General features: G+C 61.6%; 23 protein-coding genes and 2 tRNA genes. 1 reads left to right on the forward strand and 24 read right to left on the reverse strand.

Going from position 1 to position 25,611, the window contains the following annotated elements:
* Positions 1–130 precede the first annotated feature (130 nt).
* The 24 genes from proC to DW913_RS00590 all read right to left on the reverse strand — a co-directional run bounded on the left by proC (position 131) and on the right by DW913_RS00590 (position 23,373).
* Positions 131–901 (reverse strand): pyrroline-5-carboxylate reductase, encoded by a 771-nt coding sequence (gene proC / locus DW913_RS00475; protein WP_117797157.1) that lies wholly within the window; start codon positions 899–901, stop codon positions 131–133.
* A gap of 74 nt (positions 902–975) precedes the next feature.
* Positions 976–1,446 carry a 23S rRNA (pseudouridine(1915)-N(3))-methyltransferase RlmH gene (gene rlmH, locus DW913_RS00480; protein WP_117797160.1) on the reverse strand — a complete coding sequence of 157 codons (471 nt, stop codon included), beginning with the start codon at positions 1,444–1,446 and terminating at the stop codon, positions 976–978.
* A 6-nt stretch (positions 1,447–1,452) separates the two neighbouring features.
* Entirely contained in the window at positions 1,453–2,391 is a 939-nt protein-coding gene (locus DW913_RS00485; RefSeq protein WP_117797162.1) for an SPFH domain-containing protein, read from the reverse strand.
* Positions 2,392–2,964: 573 nt separating this feature from the next.
* Positions 2,965–3,051 (reverse strand) — tRNA-Leu (locus DW913_RS00490).
* Between the two features lie 43 nt (positions 3,052–3,094).
* Positions 3,095–4,012, reverse strand: coding sequence for a TatD family hydrolase (locus DW913_RS00495; RefSeq protein ID WP_117797164.1), 918 nt, complete (start codon positions 4,010–4,012; stop codon positions 3,095–3,097).
* Entirely contained in the window at positions 4,002–4,862 is an 861-nt protein-coding gene (rsmA, locus tag DW913_RS00500; protein ID WP_117797166.1) for a 16S rRNA (adenine(1518)-N(6)/adenine(1519)-N(6))-dimethyltransferase RsmA, read from the reverse strand. The genes DW913_RS00495 and rsmA overlap by 11 nt, the downstream gene beginning before the upstream one ends.
* A gap of 107 nt (positions 4,863–4,969) precedes the next feature.
* Positions 4,970–6,571, reverse strand: a complete 1,602-nt coding sequence (metG, locus tag DW913_RS00505; RefSeq protein ID WP_117797168.1) for a methionine--tRNA ligase — start codon at positions 6,569–6,571, stop codon at positions 4,970–4,972.
* 69 nt (positions 6,572–6,640) lie between these two features.
* Positions 6,641–7,519 carry a 16S rRNA (cytidine(1402)-2'-O)-methyltransferase gene (rsmI, locus tag DW913_RS00510; protein ID WP_117640792.1) on the reverse strand — a complete coding sequence of 293 codons (879 nt, stop codon included), beginning with the start codon at positions 7,517–7,519 and terminating at the stop codon, positions 6,641–6,643.
* Between the two features lie 6 nt (positions 7,520–7,525).
* Positions 7,526–8,587 (reverse strand): glycoside hydrolase family 5 protein, encoded by a 1,062-nt coding sequence (locus DW913_RS00515; protein WP_117797170.1) that lies wholly within the window; start codon positions 8,585–8,587, stop codon positions 7,526–7,528.
* A gap of 605 nt (positions 8,588–9,192) precedes the next feature.
* Positions 9,193–9,265 (reverse strand) — tRNA-Phe (locus tag DW913_RS00520).
* Positions 9,266–9,422: 157 nt separating this feature from the next.
* A complete protein-coding gene (locus DW913_RS00525; protein ID WP_089572686.1) occupies positions 9,423–9,803 on the reverse strand; it encodes a DUF192 domain-containing protein in 381 nt (126 codons plus the stop codon).
* A complete protein-coding gene (locus tag DW913_RS00530) occupies positions 9,779–10,255 on the reverse strand; it encodes a TadE/TadG family type IV pilus assembly protein (protein WP_117563701.1) in 477 nt (158 codons plus the stop codon). Before DW913_RS00530 ends, DW913_RS00525 begins: the two co-directional genes overlap by 25 nt.
* Positions 10,255–12,315 carry a hypothetical protein gene (locus tag DW913_RS00535; protein WP_117797172.1) on the reverse strand — a complete coding sequence of 687 codons (2,061 nt, stop codon included), beginning with the start codon at positions 12,313–12,315 and terminating at the stop codon, positions 10,255–10,257. Before DW913_RS00535 ends, DW913_RS00530 begins: the two co-directional genes overlap by 1 nt.
* A gap of 64 nt (positions 12,316–12,379) precedes the next feature.
* Positions 12,380–12,916: a TadE/TadG family type IV pilus assembly protein gene (locus DW913_RS00540; protein ID WP_117797174.1), complete on the reverse strand. Its 537-nt coding sequence runs from the start codon at positions 12,914–12,916 to the stop codon at positions 12,380–12,382.
* The gene (locus tag DW913_RS00545) at positions 12,852–13,070 is read right to left on the reverse strand and encodes a hypothetical protein (protein WP_006235089.1); all 219 of its coding nucleotides are present in this window, start codon (positions 13,068–13,070) and stop codon (positions 12,852–12,854) included. The genes DW913_RS00540 and DW913_RS00545 overlap by 65 nt, the downstream gene beginning before the upstream one ends.
* 1 nt (position 13,071) lies before the next feature.
* Complete coding sequence (locus tag DW913_RS00550) at positions 13,072–13,302, reverse strand: hypothetical protein (RefSeq protein WP_117797176.1); 231 nt, start codon at positions 13,300–13,302, stop codon at positions 13,072–13,074.
* 296 nt (positions 13,303–13,598) lie between these two features.
* The gene (locus DW913_RS00555) at positions 13,599–13,832 is read right to left on the reverse strand and encodes a hypothetical protein (RefSeq protein ID WP_089572694.1); all 234 of its coding nucleotides are present in this window, start codon (positions 13,830–13,832) and stop codon (positions 13,599–13,601) included.
* Positions 13,833–13,842: 10 nt separating this feature from the next.
* A complete protein-coding gene (locus tag DW913_RS00560) occupies positions 13,843–14,484 on the reverse strand; it encodes a type II secretion system F family protein (RefSeq protein WP_117583819.1) in 642 nt (213 codons plus the stop codon).
* The gene (locus tag DW913_RS00565) at positions 14,481–15,407 is read right to left on the reverse strand and encodes a type II secretion system F family protein (protein WP_117797178.1); all 927 of its coding nucleotides are present in this window, start codon (positions 15,405–15,407) and stop codon (positions 14,481–14,483) included. Before DW913_RS00565 ends, DW913_RS00560 begins: the two co-directional genes overlap by 4 nt.
* On the reverse strand, positions 15,380–16,708 hold the full coding sequence (locus DW913_RS00570; protein WP_006235095.1) for a CpaF family protein: 1,329 nt from the start codon (positions 16,706–16,708) through the stop codon (positions 15,380–15,382). The genes DW913_RS00565 and DW913_RS00570 overlap by 28 nt, the downstream gene beginning before the upstream one ends.
* On the reverse strand, positions 16,705–18,354 hold the full coding sequence (locus tag DW913_RS00575; protein WP_117797180.1) for a P-loop NTPase: 1,650 nt from the start codon (positions 18,352–18,354) through the stop codon (positions 16,705–16,707). The genes DW913_RS00570 and DW913_RS00575 overlap by 4 nt, the downstream gene beginning before the upstream one ends.
* On the reverse strand, positions 18,354–19,013 hold the full coding sequence (cpaB, locus tag DW913_RS00580) for a Flp pilus assembly protein CpaB (RefSeq protein ID WP_233540904.1): 660 nt from the start codon (positions 19,011–19,013) through the stop codon (positions 18,354–18,356). Before cpaB ends, DW913_RS00575 begins: the two co-directional genes overlap by 1 nt.
* 252 nt (positions 19,014–19,265) lie before the next feature.
* Positions 19,266–20,219, reverse strand: coding sequence for a ribosome small subunit-dependent GTPase A (gene rsgA / locus DW913_RS00585; RefSeq protein WP_199580717.1), 954 nt, complete (start codon positions 20,217–20,219; stop codon positions 19,266–19,268).
* A gap of 472 nt (positions 20,220–20,691) precedes the next feature.
* The gene (locus DW913_RS00590; RefSeq protein ID WP_117797184.1) at positions 20,692–23,373 is read right to left on the reverse strand and encodes a cation-translocating P-type ATPase; all 2,682 of its coding nucleotides are present in this window, start codon (positions 23,371–23,373) and stop codon (positions 20,692–20,694) included.
* Between the two features lie 441 nt (positions 23,374–23,814).
* On the opposite strand from DW913_RS00590, the gene pyk reads away from it, so the two are divergent.
* Positions 23,815–25,275 carry a pyruvate kinase gene (gene pyk, locus DW913_RS00595; protein WP_117797186.1) on the forward strand — a complete coding sequence of 487 codons (1,461 nt, stop codon included), beginning with the start codon at positions 23,815–23,817 and terminating at the stop codon, positions 25,273–25,275.
* The last annotated feature ends 336 nt before the right edge of the window (positions 25,276–25,611 follow it).

Raw genomic sequence — 25,611 nt, forward strand, 5'->3', positions numbered from 1 at the left:
GGTCGGTTTTATCTGGTCAAACGCAAGCGCCCCGCAACTGGAATTAAGCCAGTTGCGGGGCGCTTTTTGCTATAGAGATAAAACCGCAGGAAAAACCTGCCAAAATGAACCTGTCCCTAAATGGCAGGTTTTACTGGAGGGTGGCGTCGATGGCCTTGACTAGGGCGCTGCGCATGCCGGCGTCCTCGAGCGCGACGACGCCCTTGATGGTAGCACCGCCGGGCGAGCACACGGCATCCTTCATCGCTGCGGGATGCTGACCGGTTGCAAGCTGCAGCTTTGCCGTACCCAGTACCATCTGGCTCACAATGCGATAGGCATCGGCGCGCGGAATACCGTGTTTGACGGCCGCATCGCCCAGAGCCTCGATCGCCATGGCGACAAACGCCGGGGCGCAACCGCCCACGGTACCGCCCACAAACAGCAGACTCGAATCGAGCTCGACCACCGTGCCAAGCTTTCCGAGCAGACCGAGCACCGTGGCACGCTGCCCATCGCTAAGCGTGGAAGCCTTCTCGCAGGCGATAACGCCCTCGCCCACCGAAACCGGCGTGTTGGGCACCGTCGAGATATGAGCGACACCTGGCAGGACCTGTTCCCACTTGGCGCTATCCCAGGTCCAGGCGACCGAAAGGACGACCTTGTCGGCAAGCGCATCCTTGAGTGGAGCGAAGACCTTCTCAATCATGTACGGCTTGACCGCCGCAACCACGATATCGGACGCAGCAACAACCTCCGCCGCATCGTGGCAGGCAGCCATGCCCCGCGCCTCGCAACGCTCGACCAAAGCATCGTAGCGGCCTGCGCAGGCGCACATGTCGCCCGCGGCCACGCCGGCGGCAATCCAGCCATCGGCCATAGCACTCGCCATATTGCCAAAACCGACAAATCCGATCTTCATATCACACAGTCCTCTCAGATGCGTTCCTCAAAAACGAAAGTCATTGTCCCACGCTATTGTTTCGTATTGCCGACCTACTTGTGATACGGCTCGCCACGGCTAATCTTGCAGGCGCGGTAGATCTGCTCCAGCAGCACCACGCGCGCCAGGTTGTGCGGCAAGGTAATGCGCCCAAAGCTGAGCATCTCGTCGGCGCGGGCGCGCACGGCATCGCTCACGCCGTCCGATCCGCCGATTACAAAAGCGATGTCGCTGTTACCCCTCAGCATGAGGTCATCGAGACGGGTCGAGAGCTCCTTGCTCGAACGCTCCTTGCCCTCGATAGCCAGCAGAATCACATGTGCCCGCGGTGGCAAAGCAGCAAGAATCGCCGCGCCTTCTTTGTCGCGCGCGGCATCCACGCCGCCCGCCTTGGCCGGATCGATATCGGCAACCTCGCGCATATCTACCTTGGCATAGGCGCCCAGGCGTTTGGTGTATTCGGCGCAAGCGTCCTTCCAAAAGCGCTCTTTGAGCTTGCCAACACAAACGACGGTGTATTTCACTCGTGCCTACTCCTTTGACTCGTTCTGAACTTTGCCGGCGGCCAGCATCTGCTCGAACATCGAGGCCGACTGCGAAAAGTCGCTCGGCAGCACGACCGTCGAGGTTTTGCCCGTGCGAGCGAACTCCGTCATCATCTCGGACCACTGCGTGAACATGAACAGCTGGTTGGCCTCGTCGTTACCGACGCCCGTCTCCTGGATAATCTCGAGCGAGTCTTTGATGCCCAGCGCGATGGCTTTGCGCTGATTGGCGATGCCCTCGCCTGCCTTTTCCATGGCCTCGGCCTCGGCGGTCGCCTCGGTGACGCGCTTGATGCGGTCGGCCTCGGCGAGCTCCTGCGCCGCAGCGCGCTTGCGCTGGGCGGCATTGATGTCGTTCATGGAGTTCTCGACCTCCGTCGGCAGCGCAATCTTGGTGATGAGCGTCGACACGAGGGTGAAGCCATAGGCGGCCATCTGCTCGGACACGGTGGCGTTGACGTCCTTGGCGATGTCATCCTTTTTGGCAAAGACCTCATCGAGCGTGTAGACGGGGATGGAGGAGCGCAAGGCATCGGTGATGAAGTCACGCATTTGGTCGACGGGCTCCTGCAGCATGTAGTAGCTCTTGTAGATGCCCGAATCTGCCGGGCCGGCGCCCATGTCATAGCTCACGTGGTACTGAGCAGAGACCTCAAGACCGATAGTCACGTTGTCTTGGGTCTTAACGTCGATGCCAAAACCGTTTTTCATGGTGCGCAGACTCACCGTGGCGGCTTTGCGGTCGATCACGGGCACCTTCATGTGGAAGCCCGCGTTGACGATGCGGTTGAACTTGCCCAGACGCTCGATGATCACAGCATGCTGCTGTTCAACGACATAGCAGGCGTTGGGAAGCAGCAGCAACAAGATGATGATGGGAAACAGTAGGCTCGTAAGGGCGGCGATGATACCGGATAACAGCATGGTCTCTCCTCTGATAGGCGCACGTTGGCACTAGGATACCCGCACGGGGCAGCCGCATGACACCAATAAGAGGGCCCGTGGTCAAAAAAGGCCAAATATGAGTACTGTTACCAGTTTAGTAGCAGCGTATTTGGGTCAAAATCGCCTCTTTGAACCCGAGGTCTATCGAAATTACTTCATTTTGTCTCAAGGTTGAGCCAAATTAGCGTACATCTGTTGCGTAAAATGAGCAAAAATGGCTTCGTGAAATGTCTCTATTTTTGTGCCAGTACTCATATTTGCCACTTTTTGACCACAGGGGCATCTACCGCGCGAAATCGATAGGTCAAATCTGCCAAAAACGGCCCGTAAAAGAGCTCCCATTGCTGGGAGCTCTTTCATTCAATGGTGCGGGCGAAAGGACGTCCGCGTATCCGTTTCGCGGATACGCACCGGCTTCGGCCGCCTGCCGGCGCCCTCGCCAGCTCGCTAAAACGCTCCGCGTTTTCTTTACGCTCGCTCCTTCGCAGGTTCAAGTCCCCGCGATGGGCCCATAACAAAAAAGCTCCCATTGCTGGGAGCTCTTTCAATCAATGGTGCGGGCGAAAGGACTTGAACCTTCATGGGGTTGCCCCCATACGGACCTGAACCGTACGCGTCTGCCAATTCCGCCACGCCCGCGTGCAGGAATTAGAATAACGGAGCGCCACCGCAAACGCAAGAACTATTTTTGAAAAAGTTTGCAGGCGTTTTCCCAGGCGGCTCGAGCGATTGCTTCGGGGTCCTCGCCGGTACGATCGACGCGGTCGTTGACCAGTGCGTTTGCTGTGATGGAAATCATTGCAGGCTCGCACTCAAGACCGCGAATGGGCTCCGGCGCCATATAGGGACAATCCGTCTCGAACAAAATACGGTCGAGCGGTGTTGCCGCGAATGCCTCGCGCACGTCGTCGTTGCGCTTAAAGGTAGCCGCGCCGCCATAGGCGATGTAACAACCCAAATCCACAAAGCGCTCCATCGTGGCTCGGTCCTCGCCAAAGCAGTGCAGTACGCAACCGGCCTGGGGCACGCCGACCTCGCGCAACACGTTGTAGGCGTCCACATGCGAGGTGCGCTCCCCGTCCGTGTCCTCATGACGCAGATGCAGCTCTACCGGCACATTGCGGCGTACGGCAACCTCGAGTTGGCGCGCCATACAGTCGATCTGCACGTCGTGGGGCGCCGGCGCGATGTCGTCGTCGTAATCCATGTGGTAGTCCAAACCGATCTCGCCAATGCCAACGCATAGGGAATCATCGAGTGCAGTCACAATCTGGGCATGGATGTTATCGGTGTAGTCGGGCGCACCATACGGATGCACACCAGCGAGATACTTGACCTGCGGAATATCCCGCATCGGCAGGATCTCGCGAACCAGCCAGTCGCTATAGTCCGCCACGCTGCGTTTGTCAGCGATGGGGTCGAACATCGTCACCAACAGGTCGACGCCCGCAGCTTTGGCGCGCACGAGCGTCTCGGGCGCTTCTTTGCCCCAAAACGAAAGCAGGTGCGCGTGCGTATCGGCAAGCGGCGCCAAGGGCACGGGACAAGCAACCGTCTTCTTTTTCTTGGTAAACGTCACGCGTTCGACATTAGACGTCATGGGAAAGCTCCTGAGCCAAACGGACAAAGGCGGCGACGTCGAGCGCCTCGGCGCGCGTGGTAGGTGCGATACCGCAGGCCTCAAAGGCGGCGTCGAGTGCGTCCTTGGCAAAGCCATTGGCGCTCATGGAGTTGCGGATCGTCTTGCGGCGCTGAGCAAACGCGGCGTCGATCACACGAGCCACAAACTCGCGGTCGATGCCCTCGGGTACCACGCCGTCAACGCGATCGATGCGCACGACGGCAGAATCCACATGCGGCGCCGGCATAAAGCAGCGCGGCGGTACCTCAAAGCGCCCCGTCACCTGCGCATACAGGCCGAGCTTTGCCGTGTAGCCGCCATAGGTCTTATTGCCCGGCGTTGCGGCAATACGATCTGCAACTTCCCTTTGCACCATGACGACAGCGCGCTTAAGTGCGGGCATCGTCTTGAAGAACTGAAGGATGATCGTCGCCGCCACGTTATAGGGCAGATTCGCGACAAACGCCGTCGGCTTACCGCCCGCAACCTGCTCGATTTGTTCCGGTGTCACCTTGAGCGCATCGCCCATGATAAAGCGGAAGTTGGCATAGTCGGCGGCGTGGGCGTCAAGCACCGGCTCAAGCTCGGGATCGGCCTCAATCGACGTAACGCACGCCGCCTCCTGCAGCAGGGCAAGCGTGAGCGTGCCAACGCCCGGGCCGACCTCGAGCACGCGCTCATCGCCCGCAAGCTCGGCGAGCTCACAGATACGTTCGATCACATGGTTGTCGATCAGGAAGTTTTGGCCCAGGCGATGCTTGGTCGCAAGGCCAAACTCCTCTAGCAGCTCCCTCGTTGCCGTGGGGTTTGCCAAAGGCGAAGTTGTCATGGTTGCCTCCTTAACATGGTGGCTGCATCGTAAAGCAAAAGGGCATGGACCGTTGCGGCCATGCCCTTACCGTTACACAGCAAATTGCCGATATGGCGCGCGGCGTCTTAGCCCAGACGCGGGAACAGCGGCTCGCCCTTCTCGACGGGCTGACCACCGGCAAGCAGGCCCCAAGTGCAGATGCCCTTGAGGTCGTCGCTCGCGGCCTCGTCCTCGCAAGACAGGCGACGCAGAGCCTCGGCAGAAGTCTGGGGCATGAGCGGCATCAGCAGGTGAGCGGCGATGCGGATGGCCTCGAGCAGGTTGTAGATCACAAATGCCAGCTCGTCGGCCTTAGCCTCGTCCTTGGCAAGCGCCCAAGGCTCGGAGTCCTCGATGTAATGGTTAGCGGCGTGGATGAGCTCCATGACCTCGTCCTTAGCTCCGCCGTAATCCAGCACGTCCATCTTGGCCATGTAGCGCTCGGCCAGGCCGTCGGCGATCTTTGCCAGCGGGTTGTCGAACGCATCGAACGATGCAGGCTTGGCAGGTGCACAGCCGTCAAAGTACTTGCCGCTCATGTTGAGCGAACGCGAGATAAGGTTGCCCCAGCTGTTGGCCAGATCGGCGTTGTAGACCTGCTCCATGCGCTCGAAGCTGATGGCGCCGTCGGTGCCGGGCACCACGTCGGTCATAAAGTAGTAGCGATAGCCCTCGACGCCCAGCATGTCGATAACGTCTTGCGGAGCAATGGCGTTACCACGGCTCTTGGACATTTTCTCGGCCTTGCCGGTCTCGGCATTGCGCACGGTCAGGAAGCCGTGAGCAAAGACGTGCTCGGGCAGGGCTTCGCCGATGGCCATGAGCATGGCAGGCCAAATGACGCAGTGGAAGCGGATAATGTCCTTGCCCACGATGTGGAACTGCGCGGGCCAGCGATAGGCCAGCTCGGCACGGGCCTCATCGGTATCGACACCGTAGCCGACGGCCGTCATATAGTTGAGCAGCGCGTCGAACCACACGTAGGTCACGTGGCCCTCGTCGAACGGGACCTGAATGCCCCAGTCAAAGCTTGTACGGCTTACGGAAAGGTCGTTAAGGCCGCCCTCGACAAAGCTGCGCACCTCGTTCATGCGGAACGCGGGCTCGACAAAGTCGGGGTGCTCGTCATAGAGCTTGAGCAGCTTGTCCTGGAAGGCGGAAAGCTTAAAGAAGTAGGACTCCTCCTGGACGCGCTCAAGCGGACGGTGGCAGTCGGGGCATAGATGCTGGCCGACGCTGCCGTACTCCTCGTCGCCCTTCTGGACCTGCGTATCAGTGAAGTAGGTCTCGTCAGGCACGCAATACCAACCGTCGTAGCTGCCCTTATACAGGTAACCGGACTCCTTCATGCGCTCCCACAGGTACTGCACGGCATGATGCTGGCGCGGCTCGGTGGTGCGGATGAAGTCGTCGTTGGAAATCTCGAGCTTGCTCCAAAGCTCCTTGAAGTGCGGGGCCTGGCTATCGGTCCACTCCTGCGGCGTCATGCCATGCTTGGCTGCGGCCTCGGCGACCTTCTCGCCGTGCTCGTCCATGCCGGTCAGGAACTTGACGTTATAGCCGGCGGAACGGCGATAGCGAGCCTGAACGTCGGCGATGATGGTGGAATAAGCCGTGCCCAGGTGCGGATCGGCGTTGACGTAGTAGATGGGCGTCGTGATAAAGAACGAAGGCTTGCTTTGATCCATGGGGTTTGTCCTCCAGAAAAACGTTGCATACAGAGGATGATTCTAGCGCAAGGGCTGGATATCCTCCATCTATTGCATATCGAGCACCATGGCATAGACATCGCGCTTGCGGCGCGAATACTTCTGAGACAGGCGCTTGGCCACCGCAGACGCGGGCTCCCCCTCCTCGAGCGCGGCGCGGATATCCTCGCGCAGGGCCTCGTCGGGATCCGCTGCCGTGGCGCCGACCGGCACGATACCGGCCTCCTCATCCTCGCTCGGCGGCGCGATGACCAGCGCAATCTCGCCCTTTACCTCGCCGCGAGCACGCAGCTCCTCGGCAAGCTGGTCAGCGGGCCCGCGCAAGACCTCCTCGTGCAGCTTGGTGAGTTCGCGGCAGACGGCAACCTCACGCTGGGGAAAGACCTCCGCCACGGCCTCGAGCGTCGCCACGATGCGATGTGGAGACTCGTAGAAGATGAGTGCGCCGGGCACCACGGCAAGGCGCTGCAAACGGCGCACACGGTCGCCGTGCTTTCGGCCCAAAAAGCCCTCGAAGAAAAAATGCTCGCAGGGAATGCCGGACGAAACAAGCGCCGTGACGCAAGCAGAGGGCCCGGGAATAACTTCGACGGGCACATCGGCCTCACGCGCCGCCTCGACCAGCGCCTGGCCGGGATCGGACACGCTCGGCATGCCGGCGTCCGAGGCAAAAGCGAGGGTCTCCCCCGCCAGCAGACGGTCGACCAGGCCGGCGGCGCGGCTGGCGATCACATTCTCGTCGCAACGGACAAGCGGCTTGGAAATGCCCAGGTGCATCAGCAGCTTTGACGTCACACGCGTGTCTTCGCAGCAGATGACATCGGCAGCGGCAAAGGCCTCGCCAACGCGCGGGGACAGGTCACCCAGGTTGCCGATGGGCGTGCCGACCACATAGAGTTTGCCCGTATGGGCGCTGTTTTGCGTCATATCAACCTATTCAATCATGCCGCGCTCGAGCGTACCGAGCGCCGCGCGGGCGTCCCATGCTGCAATGCGCTTCTCAGTCTTCCACGTTTGGAAGAACCAACCGGCAGCCGGCGCAAACGAAGCCAGCTGGTTGGCGATAAACACGCGCTCGTAGGCATTGCGGCCCTCGGGCGTAACCGACGAGTTGGCAAAGATCGCCGCGCCCGACCATTCGCCCACCAGCACGGGGAACCCAGTCGAAATCGCTTCTTTAAGCTCGCGCTTGTTACGCGAAATCGCCGTCGTCAGCCCGCGAGGGCTCGTGATGTCGAGCGCATACTCGTCGCGGTAATGGTACAGGTGAAGGTCCATGTAGACGTTCTTGTACTTGGCGCAGCGCATAAAATGCTTCCACTCGCTGGGATGCCCCGACGACGAGAAGACGACGATCTTATCCTCGGGCATATACGAACGGACGAGCTCGTAGGCATCGCGATAGAAATTGCGCAGGTAGTGAGCAGGAATGCCATCCGTCATGGTGAAGAGGCTCTTGCGAACGCTCATCTGCGGCGTGTCCAGCAGCTCAATGCCCAGCAGGCTCTCGGCCTCGCCATAGCGATCGGCCAAGCGCTCGAGCACGTCGAGTGCGACATGGCGGCCGTTAGTGGACGAATGCCACTCGGCAACAGCCTCCGGCGTGGCGGGCGAATCGTTGGAATCGCCCTGGCCACCGGGCACGGTTGCCAGATCGAGCAGCACGCGGATGTCGTACTTGGCAGCCCACTCAATTGCACGGTCAATGTAGTCGACAACCGAGATGTAGGACGCATCGGACTCCTGCGAACCAAAGGCATACCAGGGCACCGGCAGACGCACGGCATTGAGACCGATCTGCGCCATGCGGCGAAAATCGTCCTCGCTCACAAACGTCTCGTAATGGCGGCGCATGCGCTCGTTATAGGCGGCGGTACCCATGGCCTCTTGTAGCTCGGCCGCGTTGGATGCACCGGTCGCCGCGTACAGCGACGGGGTCACCCAAGGCTCGGGAATAAACCAGCCAGAGAGATTAACGCCGAGTATCCTCTCCATCACTGCCCCCTTCGGATCGTGCAGGCCGAGCCTGCATCGTATTGCATAGGAAAAGTATCGTTTTGAGTATACCCGCGTGTGCGGACAGGCGACCGAACGGTCTGCAAAGTGACGCGAAAGTGGGAGGAATGTCTGGGACAGGTGGGCACGAGCTGGTGCGCCGAGATGTGCACGCACGTCGGAAGTAAGCGCCGGAAAGCGCATCCCGTTTTTCGCAAAAGACTGGGATGCGCTTTCCGTTCGAGGCCTCAACCGGAAAATGCATCCCGTTCTGAGCGCGGGATCTGGGATGCAGTTTCCGCCAAAGGCTGCAAAAGGAAAGCACGTCCCATTCTGACGCCGGATTCCGGGACGCAGTTTCCGCAGAGCCCTCGATAAAAGAAAAGGACCCCTTTGCAGAGGTCCTAGTCAATTCAAGGTGGCGGGGAAGGGAATCGCGTCCGCGCGCTGCGCGGACGGACCGCTGCGGCGCTTACGCGCCTTGCGAGCTGCGCTGGCAAACGCTTACGCGTTTACTCAGCTCCGCGCCCTCACGGGGTTCGATTCCGTGCGAGGGCTACATAAAAGAAAAGGACCCCTTTGCAGAGGTCCTAGTCAATTCAAGGTGGCGGGGAAGGGAATCGAACCCCTGACACGAGGATTTTCAGTCCTCTGCTCTACCAACTGAGCTACCCAGCCATTTGAGGTGTGCCTTGTTTCAAGGCTTGATTAGTATAACCAAGGACGCGTTCCGGTCAACCGAGAATTTTAAAAAAGTTTTTGAGCACAGCCTCGGTTCTATAAATCGGCACGTCAGAGGCATCAGCCGGCAGCAAGAAATTTTTCGCTCAGTCCCTTAAGCCGGCACGCGTTGGAGAGCAGGGGTCGAAACAATGATTGAAGGACGCTCTAGTACGGCCCAGGCGCCGGGGCAGGAGCACATACGCCAGGGACGTACGTTTTCGTAGCATACGAGGACATAGCCACGTGCATCGATAAAGGCGATATCGATGGGATAGGCCATAAAACACGTATGGACCGAAGAGCAGCGTGGAAATGCCATGACGAGCGGCAGACCGTTGGCGGCAACCGGACACCGTCCCAGCATGCCGCGCAGGCGCACGGCAAACGACTCCGCCACCGCAAACTCGGCCGGCGTCCAGCCCAGCCTATTGAGTGCCCGCGCGTAGGCGATGTAGGACGAGACCGCGGTCACATGACCACCCCCGGACGCCATGGATCGACCGTCACCGCGCGCTCGTGCGACAACGTTGTCGGCGCCCCCAGCGGAACGCCAGCGATGCTGAGAGAAGTCGGCCACGGCTCATAGTGCATGGTGCAGGTGTAGGTCCTAAACGTACCGGATAGGGAGAGCAGGCCACCATCCGATGCCTCCGCGCCTTGCTCGCTCGACACTTCGATCTGCAAGTCATAGCCTTCCATGGCATTCAGAATTTGAGTCCGGACCGTCGCCGAGGCATCGACAGAGCTTTCGTCGCCCTCCCCGCTCGGCGCCACGGCGTGCGCCAACACGATGTCGGGCACCACGCGGTCGAAGCGCGCGACAGCGCTGGCATAGATCATGACGTTGTATACGATGAGTGCCAGCACCAGCAAAACGGGCGTAACCACTGCTATCTCCACCGTCGCTTGGGCGCGCTCCTCGCGCAGACGCATGCGGATACTCATTACGACCCACCGCCCAGAGCGCCAACCAGCGTGGCGACATCGACGGTGAGCGGGATGGAGCCGCCGCCGGGCAGAGGAATCTCCGCAAGCGTGAACACCGTACCGCTGATGGTGCGTTCGACTTGATATTCCAACGCCTCGCAAAGCGCCTTGGGATCGGTCACGCCCAACGGAATACTTCGCAGTTTGTCTTGCGCTTGAGAGAGACCAGCAATGTCAGACCCCGGGCTCTTAATGACGTTGGCGGAATCAGTCAGCACCGGCTTTCGCAGGCGCAAGTCGCACGGTTCCAAACCCAGCGCCGCCACGGACGCCGAAACGGTATCGCCGAGCCACGATGCGATGGAGCCCAACGCGCCGCTGCCCCCTCCTAGGCCTTTAATCATCTCGTCCATAAGTTCGTCGGCCGAACCTTGGATGTCTCCGTATCCCACAAGCAGCCGTCCCCAGACATCCATGACGCCATCGAGTACGCCGGCAACGCCACCCGAGCGTTCCTTCAATGTCGAGAAAAATCGCGAAAGCACGTTGTTTTGCGCCGTCGCCTCATCGGGCGCCAGCACCGCGGCAGAGATGGCACCACGATCGCCAAGCCTGACTGCCGTGTTAAACGAAGAGTTGAGCTCATCGGGGCTCGAGATGGCACCCGAAACCGCAAAGGCAACCACGCCGTTGCGACCGGGCGGAGCGATACGCGGACGCTCGCCCGAAAGCGCTTTAATGGCCTGGTCAAACGCATTGCTCGCACGGTCGGCCTCATCCTCGGTCTGACGCATGAGCTCAAGCTCTTTGTTCCGACATTTGACGTATTCCTCCAAGGCCTTTTTGAACTCGTCGAAGTGATATTCGAAGCCGTTTTCGATAGAGGTTGAAGGCGCCGCAACAGCACCAAGCGACAAAACGCCAAAATGGCATTTGCTGCATTTATCCTGTCCATCGTAATCGGCAACCGAAGCAAATCCGCTCGGCGTCCCTTTCTTATAGTTAGGGCAGGTCGTCCCGTAATGCAGATACGCCTTGTCATCGTTCACGCTAGTCGGCCACACCGCATCGGTATAGAGTTCCGTCGCCCGAACCTCATCAGAGTTGCGCGGCAGCAGCGGAATATAGGAGGAAACCCTGTCTCCGTTCTCGGTTATATGCGCCCGATCGACCTCCGCGCTCGCATAGGTATAAAACGCCTTACGCGCCGCAGACTCTGCCTTCATCTCGACACTCGAGCCGTGGGGCTTCTCATTTGTCAGACGCCAATGGTAGTAGTCCTTCGCGCGATCAAGGGCAACTTGGAGCTCCCACGTAACGCTCGATGAGTAATGCGGATTTTGAACACCGGAGAGATCCGTTAGGCTTTTCGCACGCTCCCACATGCAAGAACAGCTGCCGACCGAGCCCTTGTCAGACCCACCACAATCCGCCAGCCAAGCACGCTCTTTAGCCTTCGCCGTGTCCTCAGAAGCCTTCCGCAGCTCCTCGGCCGCACACTCTAAATCATCTGATGTGTCTTTAATGGCATCGGTCGAGATCTCGGACCCCTCGAGCGCAGCGAAGTCAGACTCGGATGTCCTGGGCACGGCAAGCGCCGTACCGGTATAGGTCACACTATCGGTATCCTGCGCCGACACCGCCTGCGTGGCACGCGCGGCGATCAGATACGGCAGAGCCGTCTCGATTTTCTGTAAGCCTTCCGATGCGCTTTTGGCAAACTTGTTGCGCGTTTTAATGATCTCAATCCCGGTGTCGACCATATTGCCGGCAACCGGCTCGGCACCCGGGATGAGGATGGCGACCAGGCCCGTCCCGATCGTGGCAAACCCCGCCAGCCCCAGACTCAAGATGCTCGCATCAACCACCGTGGCAGCCGTGTGATAGGACGACACTACGTTGGCACCCGCCAGCGCGCCGCTATCAGCCGCCACCTGGGTATCCCCGGCACGCGACATGCTCCATATTGCCGCGGTCGACGAAAACAACAATGTGAGCACCACTAGGATGACCACGGCAGAAGAAAGCGTGGTATAGGCGCCGTCTTCGATAAACAGATCGACACCGGCTCGACCCATAAAGCCGCCTCGCTTGCGATGGCAGCTCGGACGGTGCGTCAAAACGCGTCTAGACCAGAAACACTTAATCCCATGCAGCAATCCACGAATCATAATCTCCCTCCAGCCATTCGGGACGCGATTGATACGAGACATCGACCTTGAGCTCAACGTAGCCGCCCTCGGCGGTACCACCCATAGCCTGCGCAAACGCACCGATCACAGGCAACGGCTTGACCTCGCCGGAAACGGACACGGACGAGACACCACCCGCACCGGCCCGGCCAAGCTCGATATCCCACGACAACGGCCCGCCGGCATGAAAGATCGAAACGTTGGGCACTGCGGCAAGTCGGCGGCGGGTGAACTCCTTAAGATCGTCGTCCTCCGCCGTCGTCGTGGTCATGAGCCGCGCGGTCTCGGCGGCGGCAGACTCCATGACCGCGCGCGTATAGAGCAGGCACACCGGTTGCAGTGCGAGAAGGATGAGCGTCAGAAACGTCGGCAGCAAAAAAGCGGCCTCGACCGTAGACTGCGCCCGGTCCTCGCACGCGATATCAATACAACGCGATGTCCTTAGCGCCCGCAGCGGCGTCGATAACCGACATCGAGGCAACGCCATGGGATGCCGCCCGCTCAACCAGCGCCGCCAAGCGCCCATCGGTGCCAGCACGCCAAAGTCCCGCAATCGCCAGCACGATCGATAACAGCGCCACCGTGACGATGGCGTATTCCACAGTCGCTTGGGCAACCTCCTCACGCAGAACGCCATGCATTTCACGACCCCTCCTTTGAGCTTATTGTTTGCGGGACCAGGCGCACGGCGCGCAGACGACACGAAGCATCGCCAGTATCCGCGGCAACCGTCACCATATCGACCCAGCCGCGTCCGTCGCGCACGATGGCGCCCCACACGTTTCCCTTGATGTCGAGATAGCCGCTCAGAGCAAGTTGCGCCGTGGGTACCTCGCGATAGGAACGCAGCACATCCGCCGCCGCTTCGGTCATCGGTCGGTCCTCGGACCATGCAAGCCGGACCACAATCGCGTTGCCCCCAGGCGAATCCGTCGCAGTGCCAGACCGCTTGTCGAGCGTCCGCAGAAAGGTTTGCGCCGTGACAGCGACATCCGAATCGTCCGCATCTCGCATCTCATCTTTTTGAGACGCCACCGCCGAATCTGAGCCCAAATCGGAGGCGGTCCCAGGACGCTGCTGCCGCGCGGCGTTAAGCCCCCAAAGCACCGCCGCTATCGCCACGGTCAGGCAAGCAAACACCAGCAGCACCCCGACGGGGCGCTCGCCCTCTACAGGCTGTTGATGCCCTCGCTGATAGCGTTCCATAGATCTTGGACCTTGCCCTTAAATGCGACGATGGCGATAATCGCGATCACCACGAGCACGCCGACCAAGATGGCATACTCGGTGGTACCCTGTGCACTCTCCTCCTGCAATAGTTCCTTGGCGCGCTGACGAACATGTGCCGCCCGGCAAAACGCCCAGCCCTGGACCTTGCCAGCAGCGTCAGTCATCGTGTTCATGTATTCCTCCCTACATCATCCCGCCTGCTCCCAGCAGCGGGCCCAATATGGACAGAAGCAACGCCGGCAAGATGAGCGTGCCGGTGGGAATCAGCAGCTTGACGGGTGCACGCTCGATCTCGCGCTCGACCGCGGCGCGATGAGCCGCACGGATCTCGCGACTTTGAGCGGCCAGCGTCTCGGCAAGTGGGGCACCCAGGGCGAGCGCCTGCCCCACCGTGATGGCAAAGGTCTCGAGCGCTCGCACGTCCAGGTCGCGCGCGGCGGCCAACAACTCGTCCTCACGCGTGCCCACGCCCACCTGCCACGCCATACAGGCGCGTTCAAGGCGAAGAGCCAGCACTGACCGGCGGTTGGCGCAGAAAATCTCAAGCGCCGCATCAAACGAAAGACCGGCCGAAAGACCCAAGCGCACAACATCGATCATCTCGGACACTTCGCCGAGCGACACTCGCGCCGGGCCGCCCGCTCCAACCGCGCCCTTCACTCGCGCGGTCAGAGCATCGACCACCGAGCGACCCGCGGCAGCGACCAGCACCGCCTCGCGCATGCAGGCCCCTGCGATCTTGCGTGCATCCGCCCGATCCAAACCCGTCGCGACAAATACACTCAGGGCGCACAGGCAAGCCGCAACTGCAACCGGGGCGCTCATAGCTCCACCCGCATAATGCGCCGGATAACCACCAGGGCAACGGCGTTGAGGGCAAGACCCAGCACCACAGCGCCCGCGCCGGCAGGCGTCGCAAGACCGCGACGAAAATCTGCCGAAAGCAGCGCCAACACCGCGCACATGCCCGCCGGCATCGCCGCGACCATATGCGCAGACATGCGAGCCTGCGACGTCTTAACATCCAGGCGGCGCTTGAGCTCAATGCGCTCCCCCACCATGCTCGACGCCTCGGACAGTAAGTCGGCAAGCGGAGCGCCGGTGCGCTGAGACACCTTAAGCGCCAAGGTCACAAGCGAAAGACCGGGGGCGTCGATACGCACGAGCAAGTCATCGAGCGCGTCGGTCGCCGAGATGCCGCAATCGATCGCCGCCGCCACCCGCAAAAACTCGGTATGCACTGGCTCTTGCGCATGAGCGCCCACAAAGCGCATGCCCTGGGCCAGCGAATGTCCCGAGGCAAGCGACATGGAAAGTGCGGTAAACGCCTCGGGCATTGCCTCTTCTGCATCGTGTTGCTCGCGCCGGCTCTCAAAGCCATCCCGAGCGGCACCAACGGCAAACGGAGCAACAAGTCCCAAGGCAAATCCGAGGGGCGATAACGACACCATCGTTAGTAAAACGCAGCAGACACCGCTCGATAGCAGCAGAAACGCCAAACGTCCCGAAGCATCTTCGATCACGAGGCCAAGGCGATGCGCCGGAGCCAGCGATGCCCACGAACGGGCGATCTTTTTCAGCAGATCGTTTTCCACCAGCTCACGCGGCAGCTTCTCTGCCACCATCTCGAGCGCCTGACGTGCCAGCTCCGCCAGCGGTACCTGCGGCACACGAGGTTCCGCCCCGCACGCCGTCGCGACAGAAAGCCCTGCCAAGCCCCCTACGACGAGGGGCACAGTGATCTCCATTCGTCCACCTCCTCTTGTGTGAGCGTCCCCGACCGCAGGCCTTCTGCGATAAACGGCGGCTCGCGGTCAAGCGTCCAGGTGCGCTCGGCGGCATCGAACGTCACATAGCGCTCGAGCTCTACGCCACCCGATGCGGCGCGTCGCACCCCCGAATACGAGGAGACGAAACGCCTGCCATCGGCGTGGCGCTCGGACATCACGATGCCGTCGAGCGCCATGGCAATCTGCTCCTCGATGAGCTCGCTCGGCAGATCGATGCCATAACGTGCAAGCAACGTCAGACGCACCACGGTCTCCTGTTCTGAACCCGCATGAAGTGTGGTGAGCGACCCGTCGTGGCCCGTGTTCATGGCCTGCAACATGTCGCAGCACTCGGCACCGCGCACCTCGCCCACCACGATGCGGTCGGGGCGCATGCGCAGGGCATTAGTTACCAGGTCGCGGATCGTCACCGCGCCTTCACCCTCAATTGAAGCCTCGCGCGCCTCTAGGCGCACCACGTGCGGATGATGCGCAAACTTGAGCTCGGCAGAGTCCTCGATCGTCACGATGCGCTCGCCGGTGGAAATCTCACATGACAACGCGTTGAGCAGGGTGGTCTTACCAGATCCCGTGCCTCCCGCAACCGCCAGGTCCTGTCGCAGCGACACCGCGCACGACAGCAGCTGCGCATACCAAAGCGGCAGCGACCCCAGCCCCACAAGCTCGTCCAGCGAGCAGATACGGTCCGAGAACTTTCGGATGGTGAGAATCGGTCCGTCAATCGCCACAGGCGGAATCACCGCGTTGACGCGATAACCCGTTTTGAGGCGGGCGTTGACGATGGGGCTGCGCTCGTCGATACGGCGGCCAAGTGGCGAGATGATGCGGTCGATAAGCACACGGATCTGTTCATCATCCTCAAATGCATGCTCGATGGGGTACAAGACGCCGCCGCGTTCAAAGAAAGCCGAGCGGCAGCCGTTGATCATGATCTCGGTAACGGTGTCGTCCTCGATGAGCGGCTGCAACGGCCCCAAGCCCACCACGTCATCCAAAATCTCGTCGATGATGGTTTCGCGCTCGGGCGTCGCGAGATCGGTCGGCTCCTCAACATTGAGCGCCGCCTCCACCGCAGGACGCAATTCCGAGCGGGCAAGTGCCGGGTCGATATAGGCGCTGATACGCGCCACTTCGTCGTAACCCATGCGGTCCATCACGGCGCGCTTGGTGCGTCGTTTCACCGCGCGGCGACGCCCCGCATCTACAGGCGCTGCCGCCGCTGCAGCGCCGGCAGCCTTAATCCTCGTTTGCAGGCTCATCGCTGATCACCCTCGCGCAACCAGGGAAGGCGGATACGCGGGCGTTCGGTACGCGTTGCACGGTCGGCGACCATATCGCCCCAAGGGCCGACGGCGCACCCCAGTTCCACGAGCATCTCGCGCGTGGCCTCGCGCATGCTAGTCGCAAAAGCACTGGTCTGCCCCACCGCCTCGTCAGCGCGCCCAAACGCCATGAGCGCGGCGAGATCCTGCCCGCCATCGGCGATACGAATCTTGGAGCTCAACGCACAGGCAATCTCAAAGCGCATGGCGACGTCCTCGTCTGCCCCGCGCGCACCGAACCGGTTGAACACGGCGCTCATGCGCGTGCGCGGCACACCTACTCGACTTGCCAGTTCGATGACGCGCGACGCCGATGTCGCGGACGACACCGCCGCATCGCCAACGACCAGGCAACGGTCGCTCGCCGCCACCGCAGCCGCCACGGCGTCGCCCCAAAAGACCGAGGTATCGATAAAGACCACGTCGGATTCACGACGCAGAACATCAAGCAGTAGCTCCACCGGACGCGCCATGAGCTCAGCTTGCTCGGGCGCCGCGACGGGACCCCAGAGCGTAACGCCCGGCGCCACGCGCATCGATGTGGCTACGATATCCGGCTCGGTGAGCGTGCCCGCCGCCGACGGCTCGATAAGTGCCGCCATATCGCGCGGAGCATCGACGCCTAACAAGTCGTAAAGGTTTCCAAACATCAGGTCCAGGTCGAGCACGGCGGCACGCAAGCCCAACAGCGACGATGTGTGTGCCATGGTGGCAACGATCGTCGACTTGCCGCAACCGCCCGAACCCGAAATAGCGCAGATGACCGGAGCTCGATGCGGCGGAGCGGCAGCGTCTGCCGGCGGCATCGGAGGCGGCGGGGCGGGCGTCGGTGGCAGCGCCCCCGTCTCCCCCGCCGCAACCACACGCTGCGTCCAAGCCGGCATGGCAGCTTGTTCGGTCTGCGAGGCAGGCTCGTTCTGCGCAATCTGCTCATGCTGCATTAGCGACAACTCGCCGCACCCGGCAAAGCCCTCAACTTCGTCGAGTTCATCCACCAGATTCACGCCGTGCACGTATCCCATATCTACAGCCGGGGAGTCGCCAGCATGCTGCGCCGGCCCTCCAGCGTCATCGCATACAAGGGGGTTCCGGGGGCGCCGACCATGCTCGGCTTCCGCTTTTCCATAATCATCAACACGCGGGCCTCTTGTAGCGCGAGGCGCCCCGGGTTCCCTATCAACAAAAGCATCGGGCTCAATCGTCATGCGCCGATCGGAATCAACCGCTCCCTCGCCCGCACGCCCGTTGCCGCATATACTGTGCGCAGCGATGACCTCGGTCGCCCCCGCGCGAAACAGCCCCTCGATATCCGACGGATCGAGCGCTTCTATCAACACGACCACGCGACTCACGCGGCCTTCGGCCGTCAGGCGCGCAACAGTCTTGCGCACATCTTCGGTATCAAACAGAGACGCCGCGATGATGGCAGCCCCGCGGCGCGACGGAAACGCCCGCGCCATGGAAACCAGCCCGTCCAGGTCACCCACGCGAAGCACCTGTGCACCCACATCACGGCCCTCGACTTCCCGCTGCAACAGCCCGTAATCACCGCACGCGCAGCACGCAAGCCAGATCGCCTTCATCACTCGTCGCCTCCGCTCTTTTTGCCGCGCGCCGTGGCGGGAATCGTCAAGCTGACTGTTCCCTTGCCCGAGGCTCCCAGCAGTTCCTTGACGTCTTCGGGGTCAGCCGCCAGCGTCACCCATTCGATCTTGCCCTCGCGCGTGGAACCGGAATCCTCACTGGTATCGATCACGTACGCGCCGCACAGCCGATCGGTTACGCCGTCTTTTTGCACGTACACGTCCACGTAGCTGCCCACGCCCGCAGCACCGCCGACCGAGTGCTCGGCATCGACCGCCACCGAAACGGCGACCTTGCCCTTAGGTACCTCGAGCATGTGGCTCTCGGCCTTGGTGTAGACATTGCAGATCACGGCGTTTTTGGGAATACGCGAAGTCGTCACGTCGCCGCGCACCTGGCGTAGCTCGGTCGCCGCGTCACGCGGCAGCAGACTCGTCAGCCACTCCTGGGTTATGACATTGGTCTCATCGAGGGTCTCACCCACATCGATATCGCGCGCCGCGACGCATACCTCGACGCGATCGCCACCGTACTTGGCCAAGGTCTCAGCCTGGACCTGTTCGGCTTGCGAGCGGATCGACGAGCCGTAAACCATGCAGAGCAGAGCAGCGAGCACGCCCGCGACCAGACTGATGGCGATGCGCTTGCTCTTGTTCACGGCCGCTCCTCTCATGGCAGTGCCGGGCGAATGCCCGTACCACCATTGTCTGGGCGGCCAGAGTGCAAAGCGGCGCAATCGCAATCTTGGTTTTCGATGTCAAACCAATCGCTGACCAAAAGCTGACCAGCCCGTCAAGCTCGTGGCAAGGTTTTGGTCAGCACGTCAGCAAACTGCATGTTTCGAGGCTTTTCCGCAGCAAAAAAGCTGTCTCCCGAACAGTTGGGAGACGGCTGTCATAGGAAAAATCAATTACAGATGGACATCGGGATCGAGCATTTGAGCGCTCACGCGCATGGATGACGCCAGATTTTGGAACGTTTCCAGACGCAGGCTGTCGATCTGCCCGGCGTCCTCGGCCTCGCGAACGGCGCAACCCGGTTCGTGGGTATGCGTGCAGTCGCCAAACCGGCACGCACGCGATGCCTCGACGATCTCGGGGAAGGCGCGCGCCAGACCCCGCTCATGTCCCACAAGCGGCAGGCTGCGCAGGCCCGGGGCATCGGCGATCACGCCGGCGTCGCCCGGCAGCGCCACCATCACGCGCGCAACCGTGGTGTGGCGGCCCTGGTCATCACGCTCGCGCACGCCGCCAGTGGCCAGCGCATCGTGGCCCAGCAGCGCGTTGAGCAGCGTCGACTTGCCGGCGCCCGACTCGCCCAGGATCATGGCACAGCCCCCAGCCGGCACGCAGGCGCGCACCTCGTCCAGGCCGAGGCCATCAGCAGAAGACGTCACGATCACGCGCACGCCCGGACCCACCAGACGGCGCACGCGGTCCAGATCGCGTTCGAGCTCATCGACCTCGCAGCGGTCGGCCTTGGTGAGCACCACCACCGGCTCGGCATCGCAATCGAGCGCCAACACCAGTGAGCGCGCCACACGATCGAGCAGCACCTCGCCGGCGCCGAGCGCCTGCACGATCAGCACGCTGTCAACGTTGGAGCAGAGCACCTGGCGCTCACCGCGGGCACGGCCACGCCAACGCTCAAAGCTCGTACGGCGCGGCAGTACGCACTCGATCACGCCCATGTCGTGCCCGGGAGCACGGCGAACCGCCACGCGGTCGCCCACAGCGGGCAGCAAGACCTCGTCCTCGCCACGCGACTTGGCAAACCCTACGGCATGCTCGGCACGAAACGTGTCATCGGCAGTCGCCACCAGCGGAAACCCGCGGTCCAGGCGCACCACGGCACCGAGCTGCATCTGCTCGGGCTCCTCGGCCTGTGCACAAAAGTCGTCAAATGCAGCCTGCTGAGCCGCATCGACCGGCAGGTCATCGAACGCCGGAACATCCTGCAACGCGTCAAGCCCCGGTACACTCGCCAGCAACTCCTCAGCAGATGCAGGGGCTTCGGTCGCGAGCTTCCGACGACGATCGCGCTTAGCCCGCGCCCCCGTCGTCTTTTTCTTCGCCTTAGCCTTAGCCTTAGCCACAAACGCCTCCCAGCACCAAAAATCACAACTGAGCAGGTATTTTACCCACAAAAAAAGAGCCGGTCGAGCAAACGCTCGACCGGCTCACACACTTTCCCTCAGCCAATGGTCTCGAGAGGCTATCCGAAGGCCCGACGCCGGGAGGGGTTTCTTCTGAGCGATCCCGCAGCGCGAAGCGCGAGGACCAGCGAAGAAGAAACCCCGCAGGCGGTCGGGCCGGTGGGAAGGACAGCCTTTCGACCTACTCTTTTTCGACCGCGCGCATGATCGCCTTGTAAATCTCCATCAGCGGAATGATCAGGAAGGCAAGGCCCAAGGCGGCGATAACGCCCTTGAGCTCAAGCGTCACGGGGCCAAAGAACATCTCAGCAAGCGTCGGCTGCACGGTCACGATAACCGTCAGCACCAGCGCCAGCGCGGCCGAAGCCCACAGCCACTTGTTCTGCTTCTTCATGCTAAACAGCGACGCACGACGGCTGCGCATATTGAAGCAGTGGAAAATCTCGACCATGTTGAGCGTGATGAACGCCATCATCACGCCTTCCTCGTCGGCATTGCCGGCGATCATATCGGCGATGTGGATGTAGCCCATGTCAAAGTACACGCCCACAAAGAAGCTCGCCAGCACCAGCACGGTGATGATCAGGCCCTGGACCACGCAGTCCAGGCCCATGTGACCGGCAAAGACGCCGTCCTTGGCGTTGCGCGGCTTGCGCTTCATGATGTCGCCCTCGGCGTCCTCCATGCCCAGCGCGAGCGCGGGGAAGCAGTCGGTGACCAGGTTCACCCACAGCAGCTGCACCGGCTGGAAGATGGTAAAGCCGATGAGCGTGGCGATGAACACCGAGAAGACCTCGGCAAGGTTGGCCGAAAGCAGGAACTGGATGACCTTGCGGATGTTGTCGTAGATGCGACGACCCTCTTCGCAGGCGCCGATGATGGTGGCGAAGTTATCGTCGGCAAGCACCATGTCGGCGACGTTCTTGGTGACGTCGGTGCCAGTGATGCCCATACCGACGCCGATGTCGGCGCGCTTGATGGACGGGGCGTCGTTGACGCCGTCGCCCGTCATGGCCACGATCTGGTCGCGCGACTTCCAGGCCTCGACGATGCGGGTCTTGTGCTCGGGCTGGACGCGAGCGTACACGCCGTAGTCCTCGATGTGCGCGTCGAGCTCCTCGTCGCTCATGCGATCGAGGTCGGCACCGGTGATAGCCTGGCTGCGATCGGCGACGATGCCCAGCTGCTTGGCGATGGCCACGGCGGTGTCGATGTGGTCGCCCGTGATCATGACGGTGCGGATACCGGCGTCGTGCGCCTCGCGGATAGCGTCGGCCACCTCGGGACGGACCGGGTCGATCATGCCGGACAGGCCGCAGAAGACCAGGTCGTGCTCGAGCGCAGCGGGGCTGCAGTCGGCGGGAACCTCGGTGTAGGTGCGGCTCGCCAGCGCCAGCACGCGCAGGGCCTCGTCGGCCATGGCCTTGTTGGCCGCCACGAGCTCGGCGCGGCGCTCCTCGGTCAGGAGGACGACCTTATCCCCCTCGTAGATATGGGTGCACAGGCCAATCACCACGTCGGGCGCGCCCTTGGTGTACTGCTCGTACTCGCCGTCCAGGGTCTCGACGACCACGGACATCATCTTACGGCCCGAGTCGAACGGGGCCTCGCCCACGCGCGGGTGCTCGGCAGTCAGGCCAGTAAGACCAGCCTTGCCGGCATCGTTGACGAGTGCGCACTCGGTCGGCTCGCCCACGGCCTCGCCCAGCTCCTCGTCCCACTGGGCATCGGAGCACAGCGCCATGCCGGCCAGGAACTTTTCCTTGGGCGCAGCGAGCTCGTGCTTGACGACGGTCATCTTGTTCTGGGTAAGCGTGCCGGTCTTGTCCGAGCAGATGGTCTGCGTGCAGCCGAGCGTCTCGACAGCAGAAAGCTTACGGATGATTGCCTGACGCTTGGCCATCTTGGTCACGCCGAGCGAAAGGACGATGGTCACGACGGCGACCAGGCCCTCGGGAATGGCGGCGACGGCGAGCGAGACGGCAACCATAAAGGTGTCGAGCAGGGCAGTCGGGTCGGTGAGAACGTTACCCACGCCGTGGCGGAGGATATCGACGCCAAAGATGACGACGCAGATGACGATAACCATGATGGTGAGGATGCGGCTGAGCTCGGCGAGCTTCACCTGCAACGGCGTGAGCTCTTCCTTGGCCTCGGCCAGGGCGCCGGCGATCTTACCCATCTCGGTATCCATGCCGGTGCCGACCACGACGGCGCGGCCACGGCCGTACACAACGGTGGAACCCATGTAGCACATGTTCTTGCGGTCGCCGAGCGGCACGTCGTCGGTGCCCGCGGCAAGCTCGATCACGTTGGCGTGCTTCTCGACCGGCACGGACTCGCCGGTGAGTGCGGCCTCTTCGATCTTCATCGTGGCGCTCTCGAGGACGCGGCAGTCGGCCGGGACCGAGTCGCCCGCCTCGAGCATGATCACGTCACCGGGCACGAGCTCGGCGCTCGGCAGGTGCACGAGCTTGCCGTCGCGCAGCACCTTGGACTGCGCCGCGCTCATTTCCTGCAGGGCCTCGAGGGCCTCCTCGCTCTTGGCTTCCTGGACCACGCCCAGCACCGAGTTGACGATAACGACGAACATGATAATGGCGACGTCGGCAAAATCGGGCTCGCCCTTGACCATGCCCGTAAGTGCGCTGATGACGGCGGCAACGATCAGCATGATGACCATGGGGTCGGCCATCTGCTCAAAGAAACGCTTCCACAGCGGCGTCTTCTCGGCTTCCTCAAGCTTGTTAGGGCCTGTCTTGGCGAGGCGCGACGACGCCTCGTCGTTGCTCAGGCCAAGGTTCTCATCGACACCCTGGTCGCTGAGTACCTCCGCCGCGGCGGACAGGTATTCCTTTTGCATATAGAGTCCCCTCCTGGGATTCGGGCCACTCAGCAGATTGATGCCCGATCATAATTCCCAGGAGAAGGGCAAGGGCTCATCAAGGCTGCCGTGCTGAGCGGCAGTTGATAGTGGAGCTATGGTACCCCAAAGCGACGGGTCTAGCCAAAACATTCCATCTGGAAACACGGCACAGGCGCAACGGTGCAGACAGTGTGATGCTCAAGATTGATAAAACGTTTTTTCTTCGGCGCATCATCGAACTAAAATATCGCCCAGATAGCAGCGGTTAGAACGGTTGGTAAAGTTTTTGCATATACCGTTTTTCCGCAAAAAATGAACTTCTAATTCGGCATACGGTCGATTTTTGGGGGTATTCGGTCGGCATTTCGTTATAATCATCTCAGTTTTATTTCTTATGGTTTATCTATCAGCGCAAGACGATGTCAGATGGAGGTCTGAATGTACAAGCGCACCAAGATTGTATGCACCATGGGTCCCGCCTGCGATAGCGACGAGACCATCCGCGAGATGATCAAGGCGGGCATGAACGTCGCCCGTTTTAACTTCTCGCACGGCTCCTACGACGAGCACCGCGGTCGCATCGAGCGCGTCCGCCGTATTTCCAAGGAGCTCGGTATGCCCGTCGGCATCCTGCTCGACACCAAGGGCCCCGAGGTCCGCACCGGCCTTTTGGTCGATGGCAAGAAGGTTGCCGTCAAGACCGGCGACAAGATCGTCGTCACCGCTCAGCCCACGTCCGAGGATTTCCACGGCACCGCTGAGCACATCTCCCTCGACTACCTGGCTCTGCCCTCCGAGGTCGAGAAGGGCTCCCTCATCCTGATCGATGACGGCCTGGTTGCCCTCGAGGTCGAGTCCGTCGACGGCCAGGACATGACCTGCGTCGTTAAGAACGACGGCCTGATCGGCGAGCGCAAGGGCGTCAACATGCCCAACGTCAACATCTCGCTGCCCGCCATCACCGAGCGCGATCGTCAGGACATCCTCTTTGGCCTGACCGAGAACATCGACTACATCGCCGCTTCCTTCATCCGTGACGGCGAGTCCGTCCGCGGCATCCGCGAGCTTTGCCGCGAGAACGGTGGCGAGCACGTGACGATCTTCCCGAAGATTGAGTGCGCCCTGGGCGTCGAGAACTTCGACGAGATCCTCGAGGCTTCCGACGGCATCATGGTCGCCCGTGGCGACCTGGGCATCGAGATCAAGCCCGAGCTCGTTCCCCACATCCAGAAGGAGATCATCGCCAAGTGCAACGCGGCCTACAAGCCCGTTATCACCGCTACGCAGATGCTCGACTCCATGCAGCAGAACCCGCGCCCGACGCGCGCCGAGGTTGCCGACGTTGCTAACGCCATCTACGACGGCACCGACGCCGTTATGCTCTCTGGCGAGTCCGCTGCCGGTAAGTACCCGGTCGAGGCCGTCAAGATGCAGGCCAGCATTGCCCTCGAGACCGAGAAGTACCTCCCGGCTCACGCTCCGCTCGAGGTTCCGGCCGATGCTCACGGCACCCGCGTCGTCAACAACGTTGTGGGTATGTCCGCTGTGAACATGGCCACCACCGTTGGCGCCAAGTGCATCACCGTGCCGACGACCACCGGTCGTACCGCTCGCCTGATCTCGCACTTCCGTCCCAACATGCCGATCTGCGCGTTCTCCCGCCACGAGTGGGCCGTCCAGCAGATGATCATGTACTGGGGCGTTATCCCGCACCAGGCCGAGATTACCCAGGGCACCGTCAACGGCACGATCGTCAAGGCGATCGAGACCGCTAAGGAGCTCGGCTACGTCGAGGCCGGCGACCTGACCGTCGCTACCGCCGGCGATCCCCGCATGAGCGTCCAGCTCGAGGACAAGGTCTCCTCGACCAACGTCGCTTACGTCGCTCAGGTGCGCTAAAACGCACTTGCAAGCAGATTTGCATTACAAAGGGCCCGGAAGGCTTTGCCTTCCGGGCCCTTTTTCTGTGCGCCGATGCCTACCGCACGGCATGACACGCACCTATTTCTTTACCAGAAGCGCGAAATCCACCCTTCGAGGCCCAAAACGAGCGTTCCCAGCATCAGTAGCGTCCGCCCGGTGGCAAACCCACATCCCAACCGAGGCTGCTAAATCGTTTTAGCATGGTCCAAATCGACCGCGTTTTCGAAAGTATGCGGCAAATTCTGAAACCTCCGAGCACACCCTGTTTTTTCGCAACAAAATGCCTGATAAACTAGCCTCAAAAGCCAGGTC

The organism is Collinsella sp. AM42-18AC (assembly GCF_003467965.1).
Classification (GTDB): Bacteria; Actinomycetota; Coriobacteriia; order Coriobacteriales; family Coriobacteriaceae; genus Collinsella.